Annotated in this window: 18 protein-coding genes; 16 read left to right on the top strand and 2 right to left on the bottom strand. The window is 64.1% G+C overall.

The genetic code is table 11. The features are described from left to right. Window positions 1-87 precede the first annotated feature (87 nt). From AU175_RS13750 to AU175_RS13705, 10 genes are all read left to right on the top strand, one after another. Complete coding sequence (locus AU175_RS13750) at window positions 88-963, top strand: methylenetetrahydrofolate reductase (RefSeq protein ID WP_066289864.1); 876 nt, start codon at window positions 88-90, stop codon at window positions 961-963. A gap of 14 nt (window positions 964-977) precedes the next feature. Continuing rightward, entirely contained in the window at window positions 978-3305 is a 2328-nt protein-coding gene (locus AU175_RS13745) for an FdhF/YdeP family oxidoreductase (protein WP_066289861.1), read from the top strand. After that, window positions 3302-3904 (top strand): GTP cyclohydrolase I FolE, encoded by a 603-nt coding sequence (gene folE, locus AU175_RS13740; protein WP_231938569.1) that lies wholly within the window; start codon window positions 3302-3304, stop codon window positions 3902-3904. The genes AU175_RS13745 and folE overlap by 4 nt, the downstream gene beginning before the upstream one ends. Before the next feature lie 128 nt (window positions 3905-4032). Continuing rightward, window positions 4033-4437, top strand: coding sequence for a GlcG/HbpS family heme-binding protein (locus AU175_RS13735; RefSeq protein ID WP_066289856.1), 405 nt, complete (start codon window positions 4033-4035; stop codon window positions 4435-4437). A 250-nt stretch (window positions 4438-4687) separates the two neighbouring features. After that, complete coding sequence (gene fdhA, locus AU175_RS13730; protein WP_066289855.1) at window positions 4688-5905, top strand: formaldehyde dehydrogenase, glutathione-independent; 1218 nt, start codon at window positions 4688-4690, stop codon at window positions 5903-5905. 111 nt (window positions 5906-6016) lie between these two features. Further along, window positions 6017-7333, top strand: a complete 1317-nt coding sequence (locus tag AU175_RS13725) for a molybdopterin molybdotransferase MoeA (RefSeq protein ID WP_082979159.1) — start codon at window positions 6017-6019, stop codon at window positions 7331-7333. Beyond that, a complete protein-coding gene (fdhD, locus tag AU175_RS13720; protein WP_066289853.1) occupies window positions 7321-8202 on the top strand; it encodes a formate dehydrogenase accessory sulfurtransferase FdhD in 882 nt (293 codons plus the stop codon). Before AU175_RS13725 ends, fdhD begins: the two co-directional genes overlap by 13 nt. Continuing rightward, entirely contained in the window at window positions 8189-8650 is a 462-nt protein-coding gene (locus AU175_RS13715; protein ID WP_066289851.1) for a molybdenum cofactor biosynthesis protein MoaE, read from the top strand. Before fdhD ends, AU175_RS13715 begins: the two co-directional genes overlap by 14 nt. A gap of 29 nt (window positions 8651-8679) precedes the next feature. Then, window positions 8680-10161 (top strand): catalase, encoded by a 1482-nt coding sequence (locus AU175_RS13710; protein ID WP_066289850.1) that lies wholly within the window; start codon window positions 8680-8682, stop codon window positions 10159-10161. Window positions 10162-10354: 193 nt separating this feature from the next. After that, window positions 10355-11155: an IclR family transcriptional regulator gene (locus tag AU175_RS13705; RefSeq protein WP_066291116.1), complete on the top strand. Its 801-nt coding sequence runs from the start codon at window positions 10355-10357 to the stop codon at window positions 11153-11155. 43 nt (window positions 11156-11198) lie between these two features. Here the strand turns inward: AU175_RS13705 and AU175_RS13700 are convergent, their stop codons facing one another. Next, the gene (locus AU175_RS13700; RefSeq protein ID WP_066289847.1) at window positions 11199-12335 is read right to left on the bottom strand and encodes an aromatic ring-hydroxylating oxygenase subunit alpha; all 1137 of its coding nucleotides are present in this window, start codon (window positions 12333-12335) and stop codon (window positions 11199-11201) included. 73 nt (window positions 12336-12408) lie between these two features. After that, entirely contained in the window at window positions 12409-13611 is a 1203-nt protein-coding gene (locus AU175_RS13695; RefSeq protein ID WP_066289840.1) for an NAD(P)/FAD-dependent oxidoreductase, read from the bottom strand. 255 nt (window positions 13612-13866) lie between these two features. On the opposite strand from AU175_RS13695, the gene AU175_RS13690 reads away from it, so the two are divergent. The 6 genes from AU175_RS13690 to AU175_RS13665 all read left to right on the top strand — a co-directional run bounded on the left by AU175_RS13690 (window position 13867) and on the right by AU175_RS13665 (window position 20634). Next, entirely contained in the window at window positions 13867-14217 is a 351-nt protein-coding gene (locus AU175_RS13690) for a bifunctional 3-phenylpropionate/cinnamic acid dioxygenase ferredoxin subunit (RefSeq protein WP_066289838.1), read from the top strand. Between the two features lie 36 nt (window positions 14218-14253). Next, window positions 14254-16233 (top strand): BCCT family transporter, encoded by a 1980-nt coding sequence (locus AU175_RS13685; RefSeq protein ID WP_066289836.1) that lies wholly within the window; start codon window positions 14254-14256, stop codon window positions 16231-16233. A 99-nt stretch (window positions 16234-16332) separates the two neighbouring features. Then, entirely contained in the window at window positions 16333-16521 is a 189-nt protein-coding gene (locus AU175_RS13680; protein WP_066289834.1) for a hypothetical protein, read from the top strand. 88 nt (window positions 16522-16609) lie between these two features. Then, the gene (locus AU175_RS13675; protein ID WP_066289831.1) at window positions 16610-17215 is read left to right on the top strand and encodes a TetR/AcrR family transcriptional regulator; all 606 of its coding nucleotides are present in this window, start codon (window positions 16610-16612) and stop codon (window positions 17213-17215) included. Beyond that, window positions 17212-18189, top strand: coding sequence for a DMT family transporter (locus tag AU175_RS13670; RefSeq protein WP_231938568.1), 978 nt, complete (start codon window positions 17212-17214; stop codon window positions 18187-18189). Before AU175_RS13675 ends, AU175_RS13670 begins: the two co-directional genes overlap by 4 nt. 273 nt (window positions 18190-18462) lie before the next feature. Then, window positions 18463-20634 (top strand): amylo-alpha-1,6-glucosidase, encoded by a 2172-nt coding sequence (locus AU175_RS13665; protein ID WP_066289828.1) that lies wholly within the window; start codon window positions 18463-18465, stop codon window positions 20632-20634. Window positions 20635-20659: the final 25 nt, after the last annotated feature.

The raw sequence follows: 20659 nt of genomic DNA, 5'->3' as shown, positions 1-20659 counted from the left end.
AAAAAAATGTCAACCCTCCGGTAGGTACCAGTTGGAGATTTTCGCTCCGGCAGGCAGTGTTGCGGTGATGCCGAAGAACGGAGAGTAATGAGCAAGGAAGCTGTTGCAAGGGTACGGCTGGAAGTGGTTCCGTCCGCCGACCTGCTCACGCAACTCCCTGCGGCTTTTGGCACCTCGGGATCCGTCAGCGTCACGTGCCTTCCGCACCACGGGCCCGCACGGACCGTGGAGGCGGCCGTCAACCTTGCCCGCCTGGGGTACCACACCGTCCCCCACCTCGCGGCCCGCAGCATCACGGGTGAGGCCGAACTCCATTCCCTCCTGCAGCAACTGCAGGAGGCCGGCGTCTCGGAGCTGTTTCTCGTTGCCGGCGACCGGCGCACGCCCGCCGGCCCTTACAGCTGGAGCGGACAACTCCTTGAGGCCGTGAATGCCTATTCACCCGACTTCTCCATAGGAATTGCCGGTTACCCGGAAGGCCACCCGCAGCTTAGCCAGGAGCAACTCAGCAGCAGCCTCCACATGAAAGCGCCCTTGGCGTCCTCCTTGGTCACGCAGATGTGTTTTTCCGCCGGGTCCATCAGCCGATACCTCAAGGCAATCCGAAACAGCGGCATCCAGATACCCGTGTGGGTTGGAGTCCCCGGTCCAGTCTCCGTCAGGAAGCTGGTATCCCTGGGAGCACGCCTCGGGGTCGGCCGCTCGCTCAAGCTTGCCCGCGGGACAGGGATGGCGGGAGCCCTCTGGCGGCGGGACGACTTCCTCAGCTATGACAGCGCCGGCCTGATTCGCGAGATTCACCAGGAGTTGGCGGGCGATCCCCTCTTTGCCGGGTTCCATGTCTACACCTTCAACGACCTCGGCCGGTTGCCTGGCCTCCTGCATGGTCTGCAGGCACTGCAGCCGGCCACCACGTTGTCCCCAGGCAACATCTCCATTCCACTGTTTCCTGCCAAGATCTGAAGGGAAAGATCCCCATGGCTTCAAAAGCCCCCAAGCAGAACATCGACGAGTCAAAGCTGAGCCTGACTAAGCCCAAAACGACTGCGGTCGGCCTTCCTGCTGTTGCAAACGCGTTGAAGATTTCCCTTGAGCAGATGGGGCCGCTGCGCAGCATCCAGACGCTCCTGGCAGTCAACCAGGTTGACGGCTTTGACTGCATGGGCTGTGCCTGGCCTGAACACGAAAAGCGCAATGCTGCGGAATTCTGCGAGAACGGCGCCAAGGCGGTGGCCGAAGAAGCCACGCGCCGCCGCGTCACGCCCGAATTCTTTGCAGAGCACTCCATTGCGGACCTGAAAACGCGCGACGACTACTGGCTGGGCCAACAGGGCCGGCTGACGCACCCGATGCTGCTTGACGAAGGCGCCACCCACTACAGGCCCATCGAGTGGGACGACGCCTACGAGCTGATCGCCCAGGAGATCAGGGACATGGAGCACCCGGACCAGTCAGTCTTCTACACCTCGGGGCGGACATCGAACGAGGCAGCCTTCGCCTACCAGCTGCTCGTTCGCGGCATCGGGACAAACAATTTGCCCGACTGCTCCAACATGTGCCACGAATCGTCCGGCTCGGCCCTGGTCGAAACCATCGGCATCGGCAAAGGCTCCGTCAGCCTCACGGACCTGGAGACGGCGTCGCTGATCTTCGTTGCAGGTCAAAATCCCGGCACCAACCACCCGCGCATGCTCAGCGCGCTGGAGAAGGCGAAGAAGAACGGCGCCGTCATCATCTCCGTGAATCCGCTTCCCGAGGCCGGGCTCCTTCGGTTCGAGAATCCGCAGAACATTTCCGGCATGGTGGTGGGCACACAGCTGACCGACGACTTCCTCCAGATCCGTGCCGGCGGGGATCAGGCCCTCTTCCAGGGGCTTGGCAAGTACCTTCTCGAAGCCGAAGCGCAAGGGCGCAAGACACCCGGCCTCCCCACCGTGCTGGACCATGAATTCATCAAGGACCACACCGTGGGCATCGACGAATACCTGCGGTACCTCGAAAAGGCGGAATGGGACGACATCGTCGAAGCCACCGGACTGACACTGGAACAGATCAGGTCCACTGGCGAGCGGCTCCTGGCCTCGAGCGCCACCATCGTCTGCTGGGCCATGGGCCTGACCCAGCACAAGCACTCGGTTCCCACCCTCCGCGACGTGGTCAACGTCCTGCTTCTCCAGGGCAACATCGGCAAACCGGGAGCCGGGGTCTGCCCCGTCCGCGGCCACTCCAACGTCCAGGGTGACCGGACCATGGGCATCTTCGAGAAGATGCCGGAGAACTTCCATGACCGGCTTGACCATGAGTTCGAATTCCTCTCCCCCCGGGCACACGGCTTCGACACCGTGGCCGCCATCCGCGCCATGCGGGACGGCAAGGTCCGCGTTTTCATCGGCATGGGCGGCAACTTCGTGCGGGCGGCCCCGGATTCAGAGGTCACGGAACAGGCGCTGGCGAACACCCGCCTGACGGTGCAGATCTCCACGAAACTGAACCATTCCCACGTATCGACGGGCCGTCGTGCGCTGATTCTTCCGACACTCGGGCGTACCGAGAAGGACACCCAGCGCACGGGCGACCAGAGGGTGACCGTGGAGGATTCCATGAGTGCGGTGCACGCCTCCCGCGGACGCCTTAAGCCCGCCAGTGAGCACCTCCATTCCGAGGTGGCCATCGTGTGCAACATCGCCCACAGACTCTTCACCGACAGCGACAACCGCCGGCTGCCCAATACCCCCAAAGCCGACTGGCTTGCCATGAGGGACGACTACTCCATCATCAGGAAACACATCGAGGCGGTCCTCAGCGGCTTCGAGAATTTCGAGGAACGGATCCAGAACCCTGGCGGGTTCGTCCTTCCCCACCCGCCCCGGGACGCCAGGAAGTTCGACACCGCTTCGGGCAAGGCCCACTTCACAGGCAACGAACTGGAATTCATCAGGGTCCCCGCGGGACGCCTCGTCCTCCAGACCCTGCGCTCCCATGACCAGTACAACACCACCATCTACGGCAAGGATGACCGCTACCGGGGCATCCATGGCGGGCGCCGAGTCGTGATGATCAATGCCGACGACATTACTGAGCTGGGGTTCACGGACGGGGACATGGTTCACCTCATCTCCGAATTCCAGGGGACCGAACGCCGGGCCGAAAACTTCCGCATCGTTTCATACTCGACGCCCAAGGGCTGCGCGGCGGCTTACTACCCGGAAACCAACGTCCTCGTGCCGCTTGATTCCGTAGCCGACACGAGCGGGACACCGACGTCCAAGTCCGTTATCGTGCGGCTGGAGCGGGCCGAATCGTGAGCGCTGTCCTGACGACGGAAAAAATCGATGCCAAGGGCGTCGACGGGCCAAGGGTGGAACGGGCTGTCCGCGAATATCTTCTGGCCATCGGGGAGGACCCGGAAAGGCCCGGACTGGCGGACACTCCGGCCCGCGTGGCACGCGCCGCCGCGGAAATGTTTGGCGGGCTCCATGAGGATCCCCTTGCCGTCCTGGACAGGACCTTCGACCTCGGCCACGGTGAAATGGTCATCGTCAAGGACATCCCGTTCTATTCCACCTGCGAGCATCACCTGGTGCCGTTCCATGGCGTGGCACATGTGGGCTACATCCCGTCCGCCGAGGGACTCGTGACCGGCCTCAGCAAGCTGGCAAGGCTGGTGGACGTCTTCGCGCGAAGGCCGCAGGTTCAGGAACGGCTGACAACGCAGGTGGTGGACGCGCTGGTCACCTCGCTGCGGCCGCTCGGCGCAATTGTGGTGGTCGAGTGCGAGCACCTGTGCATGTCCATGCGGGGTATCCGCAAGCCGGGGGCAAAGACCATCACGTCCGCAGTCCGCGGTGAACTGCGCCTGCCGGCGGCCCGGGCCGAGGCGCTGAGCCTGATCCACGGCCGCTAAGAAATCCCTAGACATGACCTTTGGGCTGCCCTACGATGTACTGATATATCGTTACTGCATATGTAAAAATATCAGCCCTTTTCGCACAGCTCAGCCCCACCCCACCAGACACCATCAAGGGAGAAGCAATGTCTGATATCACTCAAGCCCAGGCCGATGCCGTCCTCGGCGCCGCCCGCGAGTCGGCCCGCGAAACCGGCACTGCAATGAACATCGCGGTGGTGGACGCCGGAGGCAACCTCAAGGCCTTCACCCGCATGGACGGTGCCTGGCTCGGCAGCATCGACATTTCCATCAAGAAGGCCCGCACTGCCCGCTACTTCGACATGGCCACGGGATCGATCGGTGAACTGTCCCAGCCAGGCGGCCCGCTGTTCAACATCGAACACTCCAATGGCGGACTCATCACGTTCCCGGGCGGACTCCCGCTGCACGATGGGGACGGCACCATCATCGGTGCGATCGGCGTCAGCGGCAGCACCGTGGAGAACGACCACACCGTAGCTTCCGCGGGCGCCGCTGCCCAGCGCTAGGAAGGACCGGGATGCTGTGCCAACCGGCGCCGCATCCCACTGACAGCCTTCGTCCTCGCGAAGGATGATCTGTCCCGTACCCGTGAATGGTGCTTCGATGGCCTGAAACCTGGGGAGGTATCCTCATCGAAGCACCGCTTTCGGGCAACGGGGCAGCGCCGGCAACTTTGCCGGACCAGTGCAAGGCAATCCGACAATGGCGGGCCTGGCACGAAATCCCAGCACCACCCCCGTAGCCAAAGGAGTGTCCATGTCAGGAAATAGAGCGGTCGCCTACAAGGAACCCGGTGTCGTCGAAATCATCAATACCGACTACCCGACGTTCGAACTGAAAGACGGGCCTGGCGTCAATCCGGCCAACGTCGGCCGGAAAGTACCCCACGGTGCGATCCTGCGCACGGTGACAACCAACATCTGCGGCTCGGACCAGCACATGGTGCGCGGCCGCACCACCGCTCCCCAGGACCTCGTCCTCGGACATGAAATCACCGGCGAAGTGGTGGAAGTCGGTCCGGATGTGGAGTTCATCAAGGTCGGAGACATCGTCTCCGTGCCTTTCAACATCTCCTGTGGCCGGTGCCGGAACTGCAAGGAGCGCAAGACCGGCATCTGCCTGAACGTCAACCCGGACCGCCCGGGCAGCGCCTACGGTTACGTGGACATGGGCGGCTGGGTGGGTGGCCAGGCAGAATACGTGCTCGTCCCCTACGCTGACTGGAACCTGCTCAGGTTCCCGGACCGCGACCAGGCCCTGGAAAAGATCATGGACCTGACCATGCTCTCCGATATCTTCCCCACCGGGTTCCACGGCGCCGTCACAGCCGGAGTCGGCGTCGGGTCCACCGTGTACATCGCCGGAGCCGGCCCGGTCGGCCTCGCCGCCGCCGTCGGCGCGCAGTTGCTTGGTGCCGCCGTCGTGATTGTCGGTGACATGAACGAAGACCGGCTGGCGCAGGCCCGCTCCTTCGGGTGCGAGACGGTGAACGTCTCCAACGGAGATCCGAAGGACCAGATCGAGCAGATCCTTGGCGTTCCTGAGGTGGACTGCGGCGTCGACGCTGTGGGCTTCGAAGCCCGTGGCCATGGCAAGGATGCATCCCACGAGGCTCCGGCCACCGTGCTGAATTCCCTGATGGACATTACAGCCGCAGGTGGGGCCCTGGGCATCCCCGGGCTGTACGTCACCGGCGACCCGGGTGGAATCGACGACGCAGCCAAGCACGGCTCCCTGTCGCTGTCATTGGGCACGGGATGGGCAAAGTCCCTGTCCTTCACCACCGGACAGTGCCCGGTCATGTCTTACAACCGCCAGCTGATGATGGCCATCCTGCATGACAAGGTCCAGATCGCCAAGGCAGTTAACGCCACAGCGATCCCGCTGGAGGACGCACCGCGCGGCTACGCCGAATTCGACGCCGGCTCGGCGACGAAATTCGTGCTGAACCCGAACGGATACATCAAGGCCTAGTACCCCAACTGGTGGGGCCGGGGACTGTGGGGCAAGTACCGCGTGGTGCAACCCTCACAGTCCCCGGCCCCACCTTTCAGCGCACCACTAAGTTTAGAAAAGGGGGCACCGTTGCTCGCCCGAGAAATCGACACCGACGGCCGCGCTTCGGAGTTGCACTCCGTCTGGCGCGCCGCGCGAGATCCCGCCCCTACGTGGGCCGAAGCCCGGCAGCTGGCCTTCGATTCCGCTGTCCCGCTCGCGCCGGTGGATGCGCCGCTCCACTCGGCGGCCGGCTACACCCTGGTCCGCGAAGTCGCCGCCCTGCAGGAACTCCCCCACTACGACTCCTCTGCCATGGACGGCTGGGCCGTCAATGGCATCGGTCCATGGATCCTTACCGACCCTGGGCCCTTTTTGTTCCCCGGGCAGGCCAGCGTCATCGCCACCGGCGGACTGGTACCTTCCGGCGCCCAATCGATCCTCCGCAAGGAAAGCGGCCAGATCCACCAAGACGCTGATGGCCGCCCGCTCCTGCTGCTCAATGACAACGCAAAGCAGGGCGAGCCGTGGCCGGGCCAGCACATCCGCCCCGCGGGCCAAGAAGCTTCGGCCGGTGAAGTGCTGATCCCCGCCGGCACAAAACTGAACCCGGGACACATTGCCCTCGCCGCCGTGGCTGGCCACGACACTCTGCAGGTGCAGGCCAAGCCGATGGTCGGAATCGTCATGACCGGTTCCGAAGTGGTCACCTCGGGCGTTCCGGATCCAGGGTACGTCAGGGACACTTTCGGTCCCCAGCTGGGCACGGTCATTTCCCTTCTGGGGGGCACCACCGCCGGCTCCCTGCGGATCGGGGATTCCTACGACGAATGGCTCGCGGCACTTGGCGGTTCAGAAGGGTTTTCCGGGCGGCTGCCGGACGTGACCATAACCACTGGGGGAACCGGCTGTTCCGGCACAGATCATTTTCGCGCCGCGATCGCGGCTCTGGGCGGCGAGCTGCTGCTGGACGGCGTCGCCATGCGGCCCGGCCACCCGGCTGTCCTGGCCGGGCTCCCGGACGGCCGCTTCGTCGTCGGACTGCCCGGTAATCCGTTGGCAGCCATGATGGCCCTCATCACCATTGGTTCACCGCTGCTGGAGGCACTCGGAGGCAGGTCCCTGAGCGCCGTCGGACAGGTGACTTCCGCCGCTGACGTTGATCCGTGCCCTGGCCGTACGCGCCTGATTCCGTGCACGTTCATCGAGGGCCTGGCATTCCCCGCCTCGCACACGGGGCCAGGCATGATGCGTGGACTGGCCTGGGCCGACGGCGTCATGGCTGTTCCTCCTGGCGGAGTCCAGTCCGGCGAGCCTGTTCCTGTGCTCCCACTGCCCTGGACGGAGCCCAACGGGTCGATCATCTCCACCACCAACCGAGCACGGAGCACCGCATGGCACGCATGACACAGCGCCGCAAGATCCACCGCTTCCGCCTGGACGGTTCCGGCACTGAATACCCGGTGCGGTTCAAGGAAGACGAACTCGCTGCTGAGGAGCCCCTGGAAATCCGCATTGGCGGCCGCTCCTTCGCGGTCACCATGAGAACCCCCGGGGACGACTTTGATCTTGTGGCCGGATTCCTGGTGTCTGAAGGCATCATCCGTGCCCAATCCGAGCTCATCTCGCTGCGTTTCTGTGCCGGAGATGCCGGCGGCGCCCAGTCGTTCAACGTCATCGACGCCCAACTAAGGCCAGATGTACCCATGCCGGACACTATGCGGCATGTCTACACTTCAAGCTCATGCGGCATCTGCGGGACCGACTCCATCGAAGCCGTCCGCAAGACCCTCCACTTCGATCCTTCCCAGGACGCGCTGCGGATACCCCTGGACGCCCTTGCCGAACTCCCCGAGCGGCTTCGCGAGGCACAAGGCCTGTTCGACAAGACCGGCGGCGTCCATGCCGCCGGCCTGTTCAAAGTGGACGGTACGAGCCCGGAACTGCTTTGCCTTCGGGAAGACGTCGGCCGCCACAACGCGGTCGACAAGGTGGTGGGGTGGGCCCTTCGCCAGGACCTGCTGCCGCTGAGCGGCACCGTGCTCCAGGTTTCGGGGCGGGCGTCCTTCGAGCTTGTCCAGAAAGCCGCCCTGGCCGGGATACCCGTCCTGTCAGCCGTGAGCGCACCGTCAAGCCTGGCCGCTGACCTCGCAGCCGAAACCGGTGTGACGTTAGTGGGATTCAGCAGGGGGCACAGCCTGAATGTCTACGCGGGACGCGAAAGGGTGGACCGTCCGCGGAAGGTGAGCCGTGAGGAAAACCATGCCCGGCTTTGACGTTGTCCTCGCCGAGCTCAGCAGCGACCCCATCTCCGTGGACCGGGCGACGGCCGCGGTCGAGGGTGACGAAGCAGGCGCCGTTGTCAGCTTCAGCGGAGTGGTGCGCAACCACGACAACGGAAAGTCGGTTGCCCGACTAAGTTATTCGGCCCACCCCACCGCACATCAGGTCCTGGCCGGACTCGTGGAAGAACTTGCTGCGGAACATACCGGGGAGGCGGAAATGCCGGTCCGCATCTGGGCTGCCCACCGGGTGGGGATGCTCCGTGTAGGTGACCCCGCACTCGTCTGCGCCGTCTCGGCAGCCCACCGCGGCCAGGCCTTTGCTGTGTGTTCAGAGCTTGTGGACCGCATCAAGGCCCGCGTACCGATCTGGAAAGAGCAGTTCTTTACGGACGGCACCGTGGAATGGGTTGGCGCAGGCCATCCAACAGCTGCCCCTTAAACATTGTTTAGCCAAGAAATAGGAGAAAAATGACTGCCATTTCAACGACCCAGTCAGGTGCGCCGGTTACGTCCGACGCGCATTCGAAGTCAGTTGGTGCCGACGGTGCCATCATCCTGACTGACCACTACCTGGTGGAGAAGCTTGCCCAGTTCAACCGCGAGCGGGTGCCGGAGCGCGTAGTGCACGCCAAGGGCGGCGGCGCGTTCGGCACGTTCACGGCCACCGAGGACATCTCGGCCTACACCAAGGCCGCGTTCCTGCAGCCGGGCGTTGAGACCGAGATGCTGATCCGTTTCTCCTCCGTCGCGGGCGAGAACGGCTCCCCTGACACCTGGCGGGACCCGCGCGGTTTCGCCGTGAAGTTCTACACCTCCGAGGGCAACTACGACCTCGTGGGCAACAACACCCCGGTGTTCTTCATCCGCGACGGCATCAAGTTCCCGGACTTCATCCACTCCCAGAAGCGCCTCCCGGGCACCCACCTGCGCGACGCGGACATGCAGTGGGACTTCTGGACCCTGTCCCCCGAGTCCGCGCACCAGGTCACCTGGCTCATGGGCGACCGCGGCCTGCCCGCCTCCTGGCGCGAAATGCAGGGCTACGGCTCACACACCTACCAGTGGATCAACGCCGCGGGCGAACGCTTCTGGGTCAAGTACCACTTCAAGTCCAACCAGGGCGTGAACACCATCACCGGTGACCGCGCCGAGGAACTGGCCGGCTCCGACGCGGACTTCTACATCCGCGACCTGGCCGAAAACATCGAAGCCGGCAACTTCCCCTCCTGGGACCTGCACGTCCAGGTCATGCCGTACGAGGACGCCAAGACCTACCGGTTCAACCCGTTCGACCTCACCAAGGTCTGGCCGCACGCGGACTACCCGCTGATCAAGGTCGGCACCATGGAACTGAACAAGAACCCGGAGAACTACTTCGCGCAGATCGAACAGGCCACCTTCGCGCCGTCGAACTTCGTGCCCGGCATCGCCGCGTCCCCGGACAAGATGCTGCAGGCCCGCATCTTCTCCTACGCCGACGCGCACCGCTACCGCGTGGGCACCAACCACGCCCAGATCCCGGTCAACCAGCCCAAGAACGAGGTCAACAACTACAGCCAGGACGGCGCCGGACGCTACCTGTTCAACGCCCCCACCGTCCCGGTCTACGCCCCGAACACCGTGGGCGGCCCGGCCGCCGTTGAGCCCCAGAACCCGGCCGGCGGCTGGGAGAACGACGGCGAACTGACCCTCTCCGCGCACACCCTGCACGCCGAGGACAGCGACTTCGGCCAGGCCGGCACGCTCTACCGCGAAGTCTACGACGACGCCGCCAAGGCCCGCTTCCTGGACACCATCACCGGTGCCGTGGGCGGCGTGAAGAGCCCCGGCATCAAGGAACGCGCCATCCAGTACTGGACCAACGTCGACGCCGAACTCGGCGCCAAACTCCGCGCCAACCTCGGTACCGCCCCGCTCTCCGACGCCGAAGCAGCCAACAAAATCGGCTAACCGGCACTCGCAAAGGAAGGCACCCCTCTGTGGGGTGCCTTCCTTTGCTTAACTGCGGCTGCAGTGCAGGGGCCGCTGTTGCGAATGACGCGTCAGGACGCGAGTCGGTCTAGGATGGAGCCTTGACGAGGGCGCTGGTTGGCTGGGGCCTCCAGTCCCAAAGCACCCTGCATGGACTATGACACGAGGCATGATGGCCGCACGCAACGACCACGACCCGGACGCAGACGCCCAGGGCGGAGGCGTCCAATCGGTGGACCGCGCCCTCCAGATTCTGGAAATCCTGGCCCGGGATGGTGATGCCGGCGTCAGCGAGATCGCTGATGAGATGGGCGTCCACAAATCCACCGTGTCCCGGCTGGTGGGGTCACTGCTGGGCCGGGAACTGGTCCGCCAGAACAGCGAACGTGGCAAGTACCAGCTGGGGTTTGGAATCCTGAGACTGGCATCGTCCATCCCTGGCCGGTTGAGCGTGGTACGCGAGGCACGGGAGGTTTTGGAGAGCCTGGCTGGGCAATACAAGGAGACGGTAAACCTGGCCGTCCTGCGGTCGAACTTTGCTGTCAACGTGGACCAGGCCATGGGCCCCTCCACTCTCGCGACGTACGACTGGGTAGGCAGCCTGACGCCGCTGCACGCCACGTCCAGCGGCAAGGTACTGCTCGCTGCCCTGCCGACAGACGAAAGGGACACGATCCTCAAGAGGGTCGGTCTGCCGGCCCGCACGCCGCGCACCATAACCAACCGCGCGGAGTTGGAAAAGCAGCTGCTGGACGTCGCCCGCCAGGGCTACGCGGTGGTCCACGAGGAGTTCGAGATCGGCCTGACAGCGGTCGCCGTTCCCATCTATAACCACTTGGGGAATGTCATCGCAGCGGTGAGTATCTCCGGTCCTGCGTTCCGGTTCAGGCCCGAAGAGGACCCCGGACTCATTGAAGGCCTTCGCGACGCCGGCCTGGCCATCAGTGCAAAAATGGGCTACAGACGCCGGTAGGCCCGACCCCAACGGGCCGGGCCTGCCGGTTCCTCACAGTGGTCTAGGAGGAGTGAATGATGTCGCCTACTTTTTCCTCGATCCAGTCGTGGAAGGCGCGGATGTGGTGTTCGCTGGGTACCAGCACACCGCCCTTGGAGTAGATCTTCGAGCCCATGGCAGGCTGGCAGCGTTCGCACGCGTCGAAGTCCTGCTGGTTGACGCGGTGGAACAGCTCCACTGAAGCCGTGACGTCCTTGCCGCTTTCCACCACACTGGGCAGGTACAGCCAGTCGCATTCGACGATGGTGTGGTCCGCAGCCATCGGGAACATCCGGTGGATGATGACGTGGTCCGGGACGAGGTTCACGAACACTGTCGGCTTGATGGTGATGGCGTAGTAGCGGCGGTCCTGGTCCTCGCCCACACCGGGGATGTGGTCCAGCCCTTCTGAGCCGTCGATGGTGAAGCCCTTTATGTCTTCGCCGAATTCGGCGCCGTGGCCTACGAAGTACTGTGCGGCAAGGCCGTCTGCGAATTCGGGCAGAACTTCGGTGAGTTCCGGGTGAATGGTGGCACAGTGGTAACACTCCATGAAGTTCTCAATGATGAGCTTCCAGTTGGCCTTGACGTCGTACTTGATACGGCGGCCCAGGCTGAGGTTGGCGACATCGTAACCGTCAATGGCGTGTACGTTGCCGAGGCGCTCCTCGATCGCGCCCATAACGTCTTCCTCAAACGACGGCGGCTCATCGGCCAGGCAGACCCAGACATAGCCCAGGTATTCGCTGACGTGAACCTTGGCCAGTCCGTACTCGTCCCGGTCGATATCCGGCATCTTGGTCAGGTTCGGGGCAGCAATCAGCTTGCCTTCGAAGTCATAGGTCCAGGCGTGGTACGGGCACTGGAAGTTGCGGGCAGCTTCGCCCTGCTCCTCCATGCACAGCTTGACGCCTCGGTGCCTACAGATGTTGTAGAACGCGCGGATCTGGCCTTTGCGGGTGCGCGAGATCAGGACGCTCTCACGACCTACCTGGACGGTCCGCCAGGCTCCGGCCTTGTCCAAGTCAGCGGACCGGATGGCACAGAACCACATCTGCTCGAAGATGCGCTCCTGCTCGGCACGGAATACGGCCTCATCCACGTATGTCGACCCCGGCAGCGTGGGGATAAGGCTCGGAGTGGTTACCTCAGTGCTCAATCGTTCCTCCTCAGAACTGCAATGTTGCGTGTGGAAGCTTGGAAAAGACTAAGAAGCAAGAGGTGCGGTGGTCCTAGGACGCGACTGCGGAAGCAAGTCCGGCCGGGACAGGCTTGGCAACCGGCTTGCCAATACTGCGCCGCCACTTGGTGAACAGCCGCGGCTGGTTCATGCCGAGTGCTGCCACAGGGATCTCACCCTGGTAGTAGACAGCAAGGAAGCTGTGTTCCTCCGGGTCGCCGGCTTCAATCTCGAGCCGGTCGTAACCTGCGGAGTGGCCGGCGAACTGGATCTTCACGCCGTGCTGGTCAGACCAAAAATAGGGGGGCTTAAGCGGCTGCTGTGGGGCGTCGTCGTCGAGCAGCGCCTGGACGGCGAGAGCAGCGCGCTCCAAAGCGCCAGTCCAGTGCTCAACCCGGCGGTGCCTGCCCAACTTGTCCTCAAACCATGCAGCGCAGTCGCCCACGGCGACGATGCCCTGCACGCTGCTGCGTCCCATGGAATCACAAAGCACCCCGTCCTGGAGCTGAATACCCGAGCCCTCAAGCCATTCCACGTTGGGCTCGGCACCGATGCCGACCACAACTACATCGGCGGGAATATGCCGGCCATCAGCGAGGCGGAGACCAGTGACTTCGCCATCAGCCGTGTCAAAATCTTCGATGCCAACACCGCAGACCAGATCCACCCCGTGGGCAGTGTGGAGCTTGGCGACGGTTGCACCCATGTCCGCACCCAGCTGCGCTGTGAACGGGACCTGGTTGTTGTTGATCATGGTGACGTCCATGCCACGGGATGCTGCCACCGACGCGGCCTCAGCCCCGATGAAACCGGCGCCGATCACCACCATCCGGTTGCCCGGGACCAACCTCGGAGCCAGTCCTTGGGCATCGGCGATTGTCCTCAGGTAAAAGACATTGTCCAAGCCCTTGAGTGCAGGGAGCTGACGGCACCGTGCGCCAGTGGCAATAACGATGCCGTCGGCGGTAACGCTCCTGCCGTCCGCCAGTTCGATAGTCCGGGTTTCGGCGTCCAGACCAACTGCGCCAACCCCGAGGATCCATTCGGCGTGAAGCCCCTCGTCCTCGTTTTCAAGGAAGAGGTCCTCAGCGGTCATTGTGCCGAGAAGGAAGTCCTTTGACAGCGGGGGCCGGTCATACGGACGGTGCTGTTCATCGCCAATGATGATCAGGCGTCCGGTGAAGCCTTGAGCGCGGGCTGCCCGGGCCGCGGAAAGACCAGCCAAGGATGCTCCCACCATCGCGAGCGTCTCCATATTTCACCCTTCCAATACTGCTTCTTGCGCAACAAGAATCACTATATGCAACAGAGTGACTCACGCCACGTGTACTGTCAAGAAGTGGCACGAGGCGACAGAAATACGACGGGGGCTTCTGAAAAACCTTGACATTCAGCTGTGAGGTGGCGCACTCTGTTGCTTACCGCGAAATGTGTTGATCCCTGCGGAACGCTTGAGGGCCCCGGCCTCTAGCGTTTGCAAACCTGACCCCAACCCGAAGAGGTGCCACGAATGCACAAGGCCTGCCCGCTCAGCGATCTCGCTCCCGGGGAGGCATTAAGGCTCGATACAGCTCCACCCATTGCCGTCTTCCACACGGAAGAGGGTGAGATCTTCGCCATCGACGACACGTGCACCCACCAGGATGCCTCACTGGCCGATGGCTACGTAGAGGACTGCTGGGTTGAGTGCCCGCTTCACGCCTCCAGGTTTAACCTGCGCACCGGAGGCCTGGACGCACCGCCGGCCAAACTGCCGGTCCGCACGCACGAAGTTCAAATCATTGACGGCAACATCATGGTCATTGAATCGGAGGAAGCCCCCAACCTTCCCCCCGGGCTCACCCCCCATGGCCATGTTTAAAGGCAAGCCCATGACTCCCAAGAAAAGGACGCCCTCATGGCTATAAACAGTGACATCAAACCCCCCAAGAAACCTCCCGTAGGCGAAAATGATGGCGGGGACCAGAGACTTGAAGAATTCGCTTCAGAGGATGCGCTCGAAACGGGTACCCTCACCCCGGCAGACGAAACCGCAAGCGTGCCCTCTGAGGAAGAATACGATGAGATCCTCCAGGAGCTGCGTCAAACCAAAACGGAGCATGCCGTTACGGAGAGGCGGAACCGAACGCTCAACCTGGATAAGGTGACTTTCGGAATCACGGGTGTCATGGCCGTGGCTTTTGTTCTCTGGGGATTCCTCGGAAGGGACAGCCTCGCAGCGACCTCCACGGGTGCCCTCAATTGGGTCATGGAGTACACCGGGTGGCTCTTCATGGTCATGGCCTCGCTCTTCGTCTTCTTTGTCCTTTGGCTTGCCCTCGGTAAGTTCGGCAACATTCCCCTGGGCAAGGACGGCGAAAAGCCGGAATTCCGCACTGTCTCCTGGATAGCGATGATGTTCGCCGCCGGCATGGGCATCGGACTGATGTTCTACGGCGTGGCCGAGCCTCTTTACCACTACGTCTCTCCCCCGCCCGGCACCGTGGACGGCCAGACGCCTGCCGCCATCCAGACCGCCATGGCCACCTCGATCTTCCACTGGACCCTGCACCCCTGGGCCATGTACGCCGTGGTCGGCATTGCCATGGCTTACGGCACCTACCGCCTGGGCCGCAGGCAGCTGATCTCCGAGGCCTTCACCTCCCTTTTCGGCATCCGCGTCGTCGAAGGCCCGGTCGGTAAGTTCATCAACATCCTGGCCATCTTCGCCACGCTCTTCGGCACCGCCGCATCCCTTGGCCTGGGCGCCCTGCAGATCGGCAGCGGCATGAGCACCAACAGCTGGTTCGGCGAAGTCGGCACTCCGATGCTCGTCGCGATCGTCGGTGTCCTGACCTTCTGCTTCGTCGCCTCCGCCGTGTCGGGCATCAGCCGCGGCATCCAGTGGCTGTCCAACATCAACATGGTCCTGGCCGTCATCCTGGCCCTCATCGTCTTCCTGGTGGGCCCCACCCTCTTCATCCTGAACCTGATCCCCGCCGCCGTGGGCGACTACGCCCGCGACCTCGCGGAAATGTCCTCCCGGACCGAGGCCGTCGGTGACGAAGCACTGCGCAGCTGGATGTCCAGCTGGACCATCTTCTACTGGGCCTGGTGGCTCTCCTGGACACCCTTCGTGGGCATGTTCATCGCCCGCATCAGCCGTGGCCGCACCATCCGCCAGTTCGTCACTGGCGTCCTGCTGGTACCCAGCGTGGTCAGCGTCATGTGGTTCAGCATCTTTGGCGGCACCGCCTTCCACCTGCAGCAGGAAGCCGACAAGAACAACACCCCAGGCCTGGTGACCATGGTCGACGGTGTGCCCACCGTCAACTTCAACGGCGCCCTCTTCGACGTCTTCCAGAACCTTGGAATGCCCGGCTGGGCCACCGCAGCAGTGGGTGTGCTTGCCATGGTGCTCGTGGGCATCTTCTTCGTCACGGGCGCCGACTCCGCCTCCATCGTGATGGGAGCCCTCAGCTCCAATGGATCCCTGAACCCCCGCCGCGGAGTCGTCATCTTCTGGGGCGTGCTCACCGGAGCAGTCGCTGCCGTCATGCTCCTCGCCGGCGGCGACGACCCCTCCGAAGCCCTCTCAGGCCTCCAACGCATCACCATCGTCGCGGCTCTTCCCTTCGTTATCGTTATGCTGCTGCTCTGCATCGCCCTGGCGAAGGACCTCCGCCGGGATCCGCTGGCCCTGCGGCGACGACTGGCCACCAACGTGATGGAACGTGCGATCCGTACCGGGGTGGAGCAACACGGCCATGTCCAGTTCGACCTCGTGACAAGGCACGAATGCGCCGAAAAGTGCTCCGACTCGGACTGCGTGGGCGGTACCCCCACAGGGAGCATCCCGACCGTCGAGACCCGGCGGGCGGAACGGGACAGCCTGTAGCTGCCCACCGTCTGTAGCAACCCGCCCCGGTGGCACGCGGCTTCCTGCCCGTGCCACCGGGGCGTACCACTTTCCCCCGCGTGAACAAAGGCTGGCTACATGTCCCATCGCCACGACGAAGAACCGACTCTCCGCATCAGCAGCAACGGGACGGAGTCGGTGGATATCCAGCTGGAATCATCAAGTCCAGTGACCGTCCGGCTGCAGCTGGATGGTGGCTGCAACTGCCAGCACAGCTCCGGGAACCGCCCGGGTTCGTACGTTGACAGTGACCTCGGCCGCCGCTGACGGCGGAACCTCCCGCCGTCGGCCGTTTGGCATGAGTAGGTAGACTGGTCTAACTACTGGCGCTCTACCTAGCTGATGAGGACTGGCCATGGCAGCAAACCAGACGGCCCCGGCAACCCGTCCCGGGAGGCGGCCTGCCCGTGATGCCCTCCTCGAGGCTGCCGCCAAGCACTTCTACGCCCACGGCCTGACCGGGACGGGCATCGACACGATCACCGCCGAGGCGGGCGTGGCAAAAAAGAGCCTCTACAACAACTTCGCCTCGAAGGCGGACCTGGTGACGGCGTACCTGTACGCCCGCCATGAGGAGTGGCTGGGGCTGTACCGGGCAAGGCTGGAAAAGACGAACACTGCCATGGACCGGGTTCTGGCGGTCTTCGATGCCTACGCGGACCACGCTGATCTGGCGTACGAGAACGGCTTCCGCGGCTGCGGGCTGCTCAACGCCGCGGCCGAACTCCCTGCCGGCGATCCCGGACGGGCGGTGGTCCGGCAGCACAAGGAGGAGGTCCAGGCCCTGTTGTTGGAGCACCTTGCCGAACTGCTTCCGGACTCGGCCGAGCGGGCAGCGGCCATGGCAAGGCATCTGGCGTTCCTCCTGGAAGGCTCGATGGTCCGCGCCGGCCTCGAAGGCAACGACAACTGTATCCGGCAAGCCCGAGGGATCGCGGCTGCCCTGATCGGCAGCCGGTGAAGCCGGCGGGCTTCCCGGGAACAACGTGGGGTGCGCTGTTTGTACTCGCCGCGTCTGTCCTGTGGGGCACCACCGGCACTGCGGCCACCTTCGCCCCGGACGTGAGTCCGCTGGCGATCGGAGCGGTGGCTATGGGATTCGGCGGCCTGCTGCAGGCCGCGATTGCCGCCCGTCCGATGCTGGCGTTCGGCACGTCCCTGCGCCGCCAGTGGCGCACTGTGGCACTGGGTTCCCTCGCCGTTGCCCTGTATCCGCTCGCCTTCTATTCGTCCATGCACCTGGCGGGTGTCGCTGTGGGGACAGTCGTCTCCATCGGCTCGGCACCCCTGGCGTCGGCCGTCATCGAACGGGTGGTGGACAACAGGCGATTCACTCGCCGGTGGGCCGTCGGCGCGGCTCTCGGCGTCTCCGGCGCGGTGCTGCTCTGTGTCGCTGATGCGGGGCACGGCGGGGCCGGCGCAGTGGGTGCGGGATGGTCGACGCCGGCGGGCGTCGCCCTGGGGCTGGTGGCCGGACTGACCTACGCCCTGTATTCGTGGGCGGCACACCGCGTGATCAACACCGGGGTGCCCTCAAAGGTGGTCATGGGCATTGTTTTCGGGATCGGCGGCCTCCTGCTCATGCCCGTGCTTGCCGCCACGGGAGCCCCGTTCCTCGCGTCCTGGCAGAACTTTTCGGTGGGCGCGTACATGGCGGTGGTTCCCATGTTTGCCGGCTATGTCCTGTTTGGCTGGGGCCTGGCCCGCGTCCGCGCCAGCACAGCCACTACGCTGTCCCTGGCGGAGACCGTTGTGGCGGCGCTCCTTGCAGTGGTGGGGGTTGGTGAACGCCTGCCTGCACTCGGCTGGACCGGCGCTGCGCTGACCGCAGGCAGCCTGTTCGTCCTGACGCTGCCTTCCCGCCGGCCCCCTGACAGCCGCTTCGGGGAGTCTAGCCCGGCAGCACTTCCAAATGCAGCGCGAACGTACACTTGAGGCCCTGCGGGCAGGGCCTCAAGTGTACGTTCGCGCTGAACTTTTCTAGTGGGGCCGAAGCTGCGGAGCACTTTTCCTGACTCAGCCGAGTTGCGCGCGACCCAATAGGACGACGGCGGGACTGGCCCGCCGTCGTCCCTTTGAGCCGGGCGCGGAAAACGCAACAGCCAAATGGGCACAAACGTCAGTGCGCCGCAGCGCCTATCGTCAAATGGAATGCAGGCGTACCGTCTATCCAAGGAGTAAGGCTGCGAGCCGTCGTAGGAGGCCGGGATGGCTGGATGGAATGCTGACACGGCTGCCGGGCCGTTGGGGTCTGGCACGGTTACCTTGGTGGAAGGTTCATCCTTCTGTATTTCCTTGGCGAATGGGGACATCCATCCGGAACACCCGCATGGGGTTTTCCATGAGGACACCCGCATCCTCTCGCGCTGGAACCTGGCCATTAACGGGCAGCCACTGGAGCCGCTGACAGCGTCGACGCAGGAACCCTACCGCGCATTGTTCATTGGCCGTGTTCCCCGCTCCGACGGGTACGCGGACAGCCCCCTCATCGTGGAGCGCCGGCGCGAAGTCGGCGCGGGGATCCTGGAGGAGATCACCATCCGCAACTACTCTTCGGAGGAAGCCGAATGCGTGGTCACCTACAGTGTTGAATCGGACTTCGCGGATCTCTTTGAAGTCAAAGAGGCGCGGGTCCAGCGTCGCTGGGAAGAAGACCGGCACGTTGACGGTGAAGCCCTGAGCATTAGGGCCGTTTGGCAGGACGTCCGGAAGGGCGTCGTCGTGAACGCGAGCGGCGCCGACGTCACGCCGGACGTACTGACCTACCGCGTAGTTGTCCCGCCGCACGGACATTGGAGCACCTCGCTGACCGTGGTGCCCGCTGCCGACGGCACCGGACCGGCGGCATCGTTCGTCCATCCGGCCCCAGGTGAAATTTCCCGCAGTGACCGCCGCCGCCAGGAGTGGGTAGCGAAGATTCCCAAACTGCACATAGGCAACCGTTCCATCGAACGGACCCTGCGGCGCAGCTATGACGACCTTGGCGCCCTCCGCATCGAGGATCCCGCCCATCCAGAGCGGATCGTCGTGGCCGCCGGCGCGCCATGGTTCATGACGCTCTTCGGCCGCGACTCCCTCTGGGCCTCGGAAATGGCACTGCCGGTGGACCCGTCCCTGGCGCTGGGCACCTTGCAGACGCTGGCCGACCGCCAGGGCAGCGTGGTGGATCCCATGAGCGAGGAGGAACCGGGCAAGATCCTGCACGAGGTCAGGCTCGGCGTCTCCAGCGGCCTTTCCCTGGGCGGCAAGTCCGTCTACTACGGGAGCGTGGACGCGACTCCGCAGTTCGTCATGACACTGGCATCGGTGAGCCGCTGGGGTTTTGCCAAGGACACCATCGCGGCGCTGCTGCCGCACGCGGACCGGGCATTGGACTGGGTCCGGAATTACGGCGACAAAGACGGAGACGGATTCGTCGAGTATGAACGCCTCAACGAACAGGGCCTCATCAACCAGGGCTGGAAGGACTCCTGGGACGGCATCAACTTCGCTGACGGCCGTATCGCCGAACCCCCCATCGCGCTCTGCGAAGTCCAGGCTTTGGTCTACTCAGCCCTCCTTTCCCGGGCTTGGATGGCCTACGACGCCGGCGACGCGCCCCTGGCGGCAGAGCTCGCCAGTGAAGCGGCGCAGTTGAAGAAGCGGTTCAACGAGGAGTTCTGGATGCCTGACCGGGGCTACTACGCGGTCGCCCTGGACGGCAGGAAAAGGCAGGTCGATGCATGCGCGTCCAACATGGGGCAATGCCTGTGGCAGGGCATTATCGATGAGGACAAGGCTCCGCTGGTTGCCGAACGGCTCATGTCCCCCGAGATGTTCAGCGGCTGGGGCGTACGGACCCTCGCGACCGACATGGGCGCCTACAATCCCGCCAGTTACCACAATGGCTCGGTCTGGCCGCATGACAACGCGATCATTGCGGCGGGCCTCATGCGCTACGGCTTCGTCAACGAGGCACAACGGATCTCCACCGCCCTCTTCGAAGCGGCCGATTACACCGACGGCCGGCTCCCGGAACTCTTTTGCGGCTTCAGCCGTGACCAGGTCCCCGAGCCCGTGCCCTATCCCACGGCGTGCTCCCCCCAGGCCTGGGCCGCGACCACACCCATCATGCTGATTACGAGCATGATGCGGTACGACGCCCATATTTCCCGGCGCGGATTCTGGATGGACCCGGCACTCCCGGAGTCATACGGCGACCTGCACATCACCAATGCCCCTATGGCGGAAGGCCGGATTACCATCGACATCACCGGTTCCGAGCCTTTCGTGCAGGGCCTGCCCGAAGGCATAGCTTTCCACCGCGAACACCGCCCCTGGCTCACAGAGCTGATGGAGGAAGCGGGGCTGGGTGGCGGCTACCCGGCCCAGCAGGACTGAAGCAACGGACGACGGCGGGACATCC

This window comes from Arthrobacter sp. B6, from assembly GCF_001663775.1.
Taxonomy (GTDB): domain Bacteria; phylum Actinomycetota; class Actinomycetes; order Actinomycetales; family Micrococcaceae; genus Arthrobacter.
This window is presented reverse-complemented; position numbering and strand designations above follow the sequence as displayed.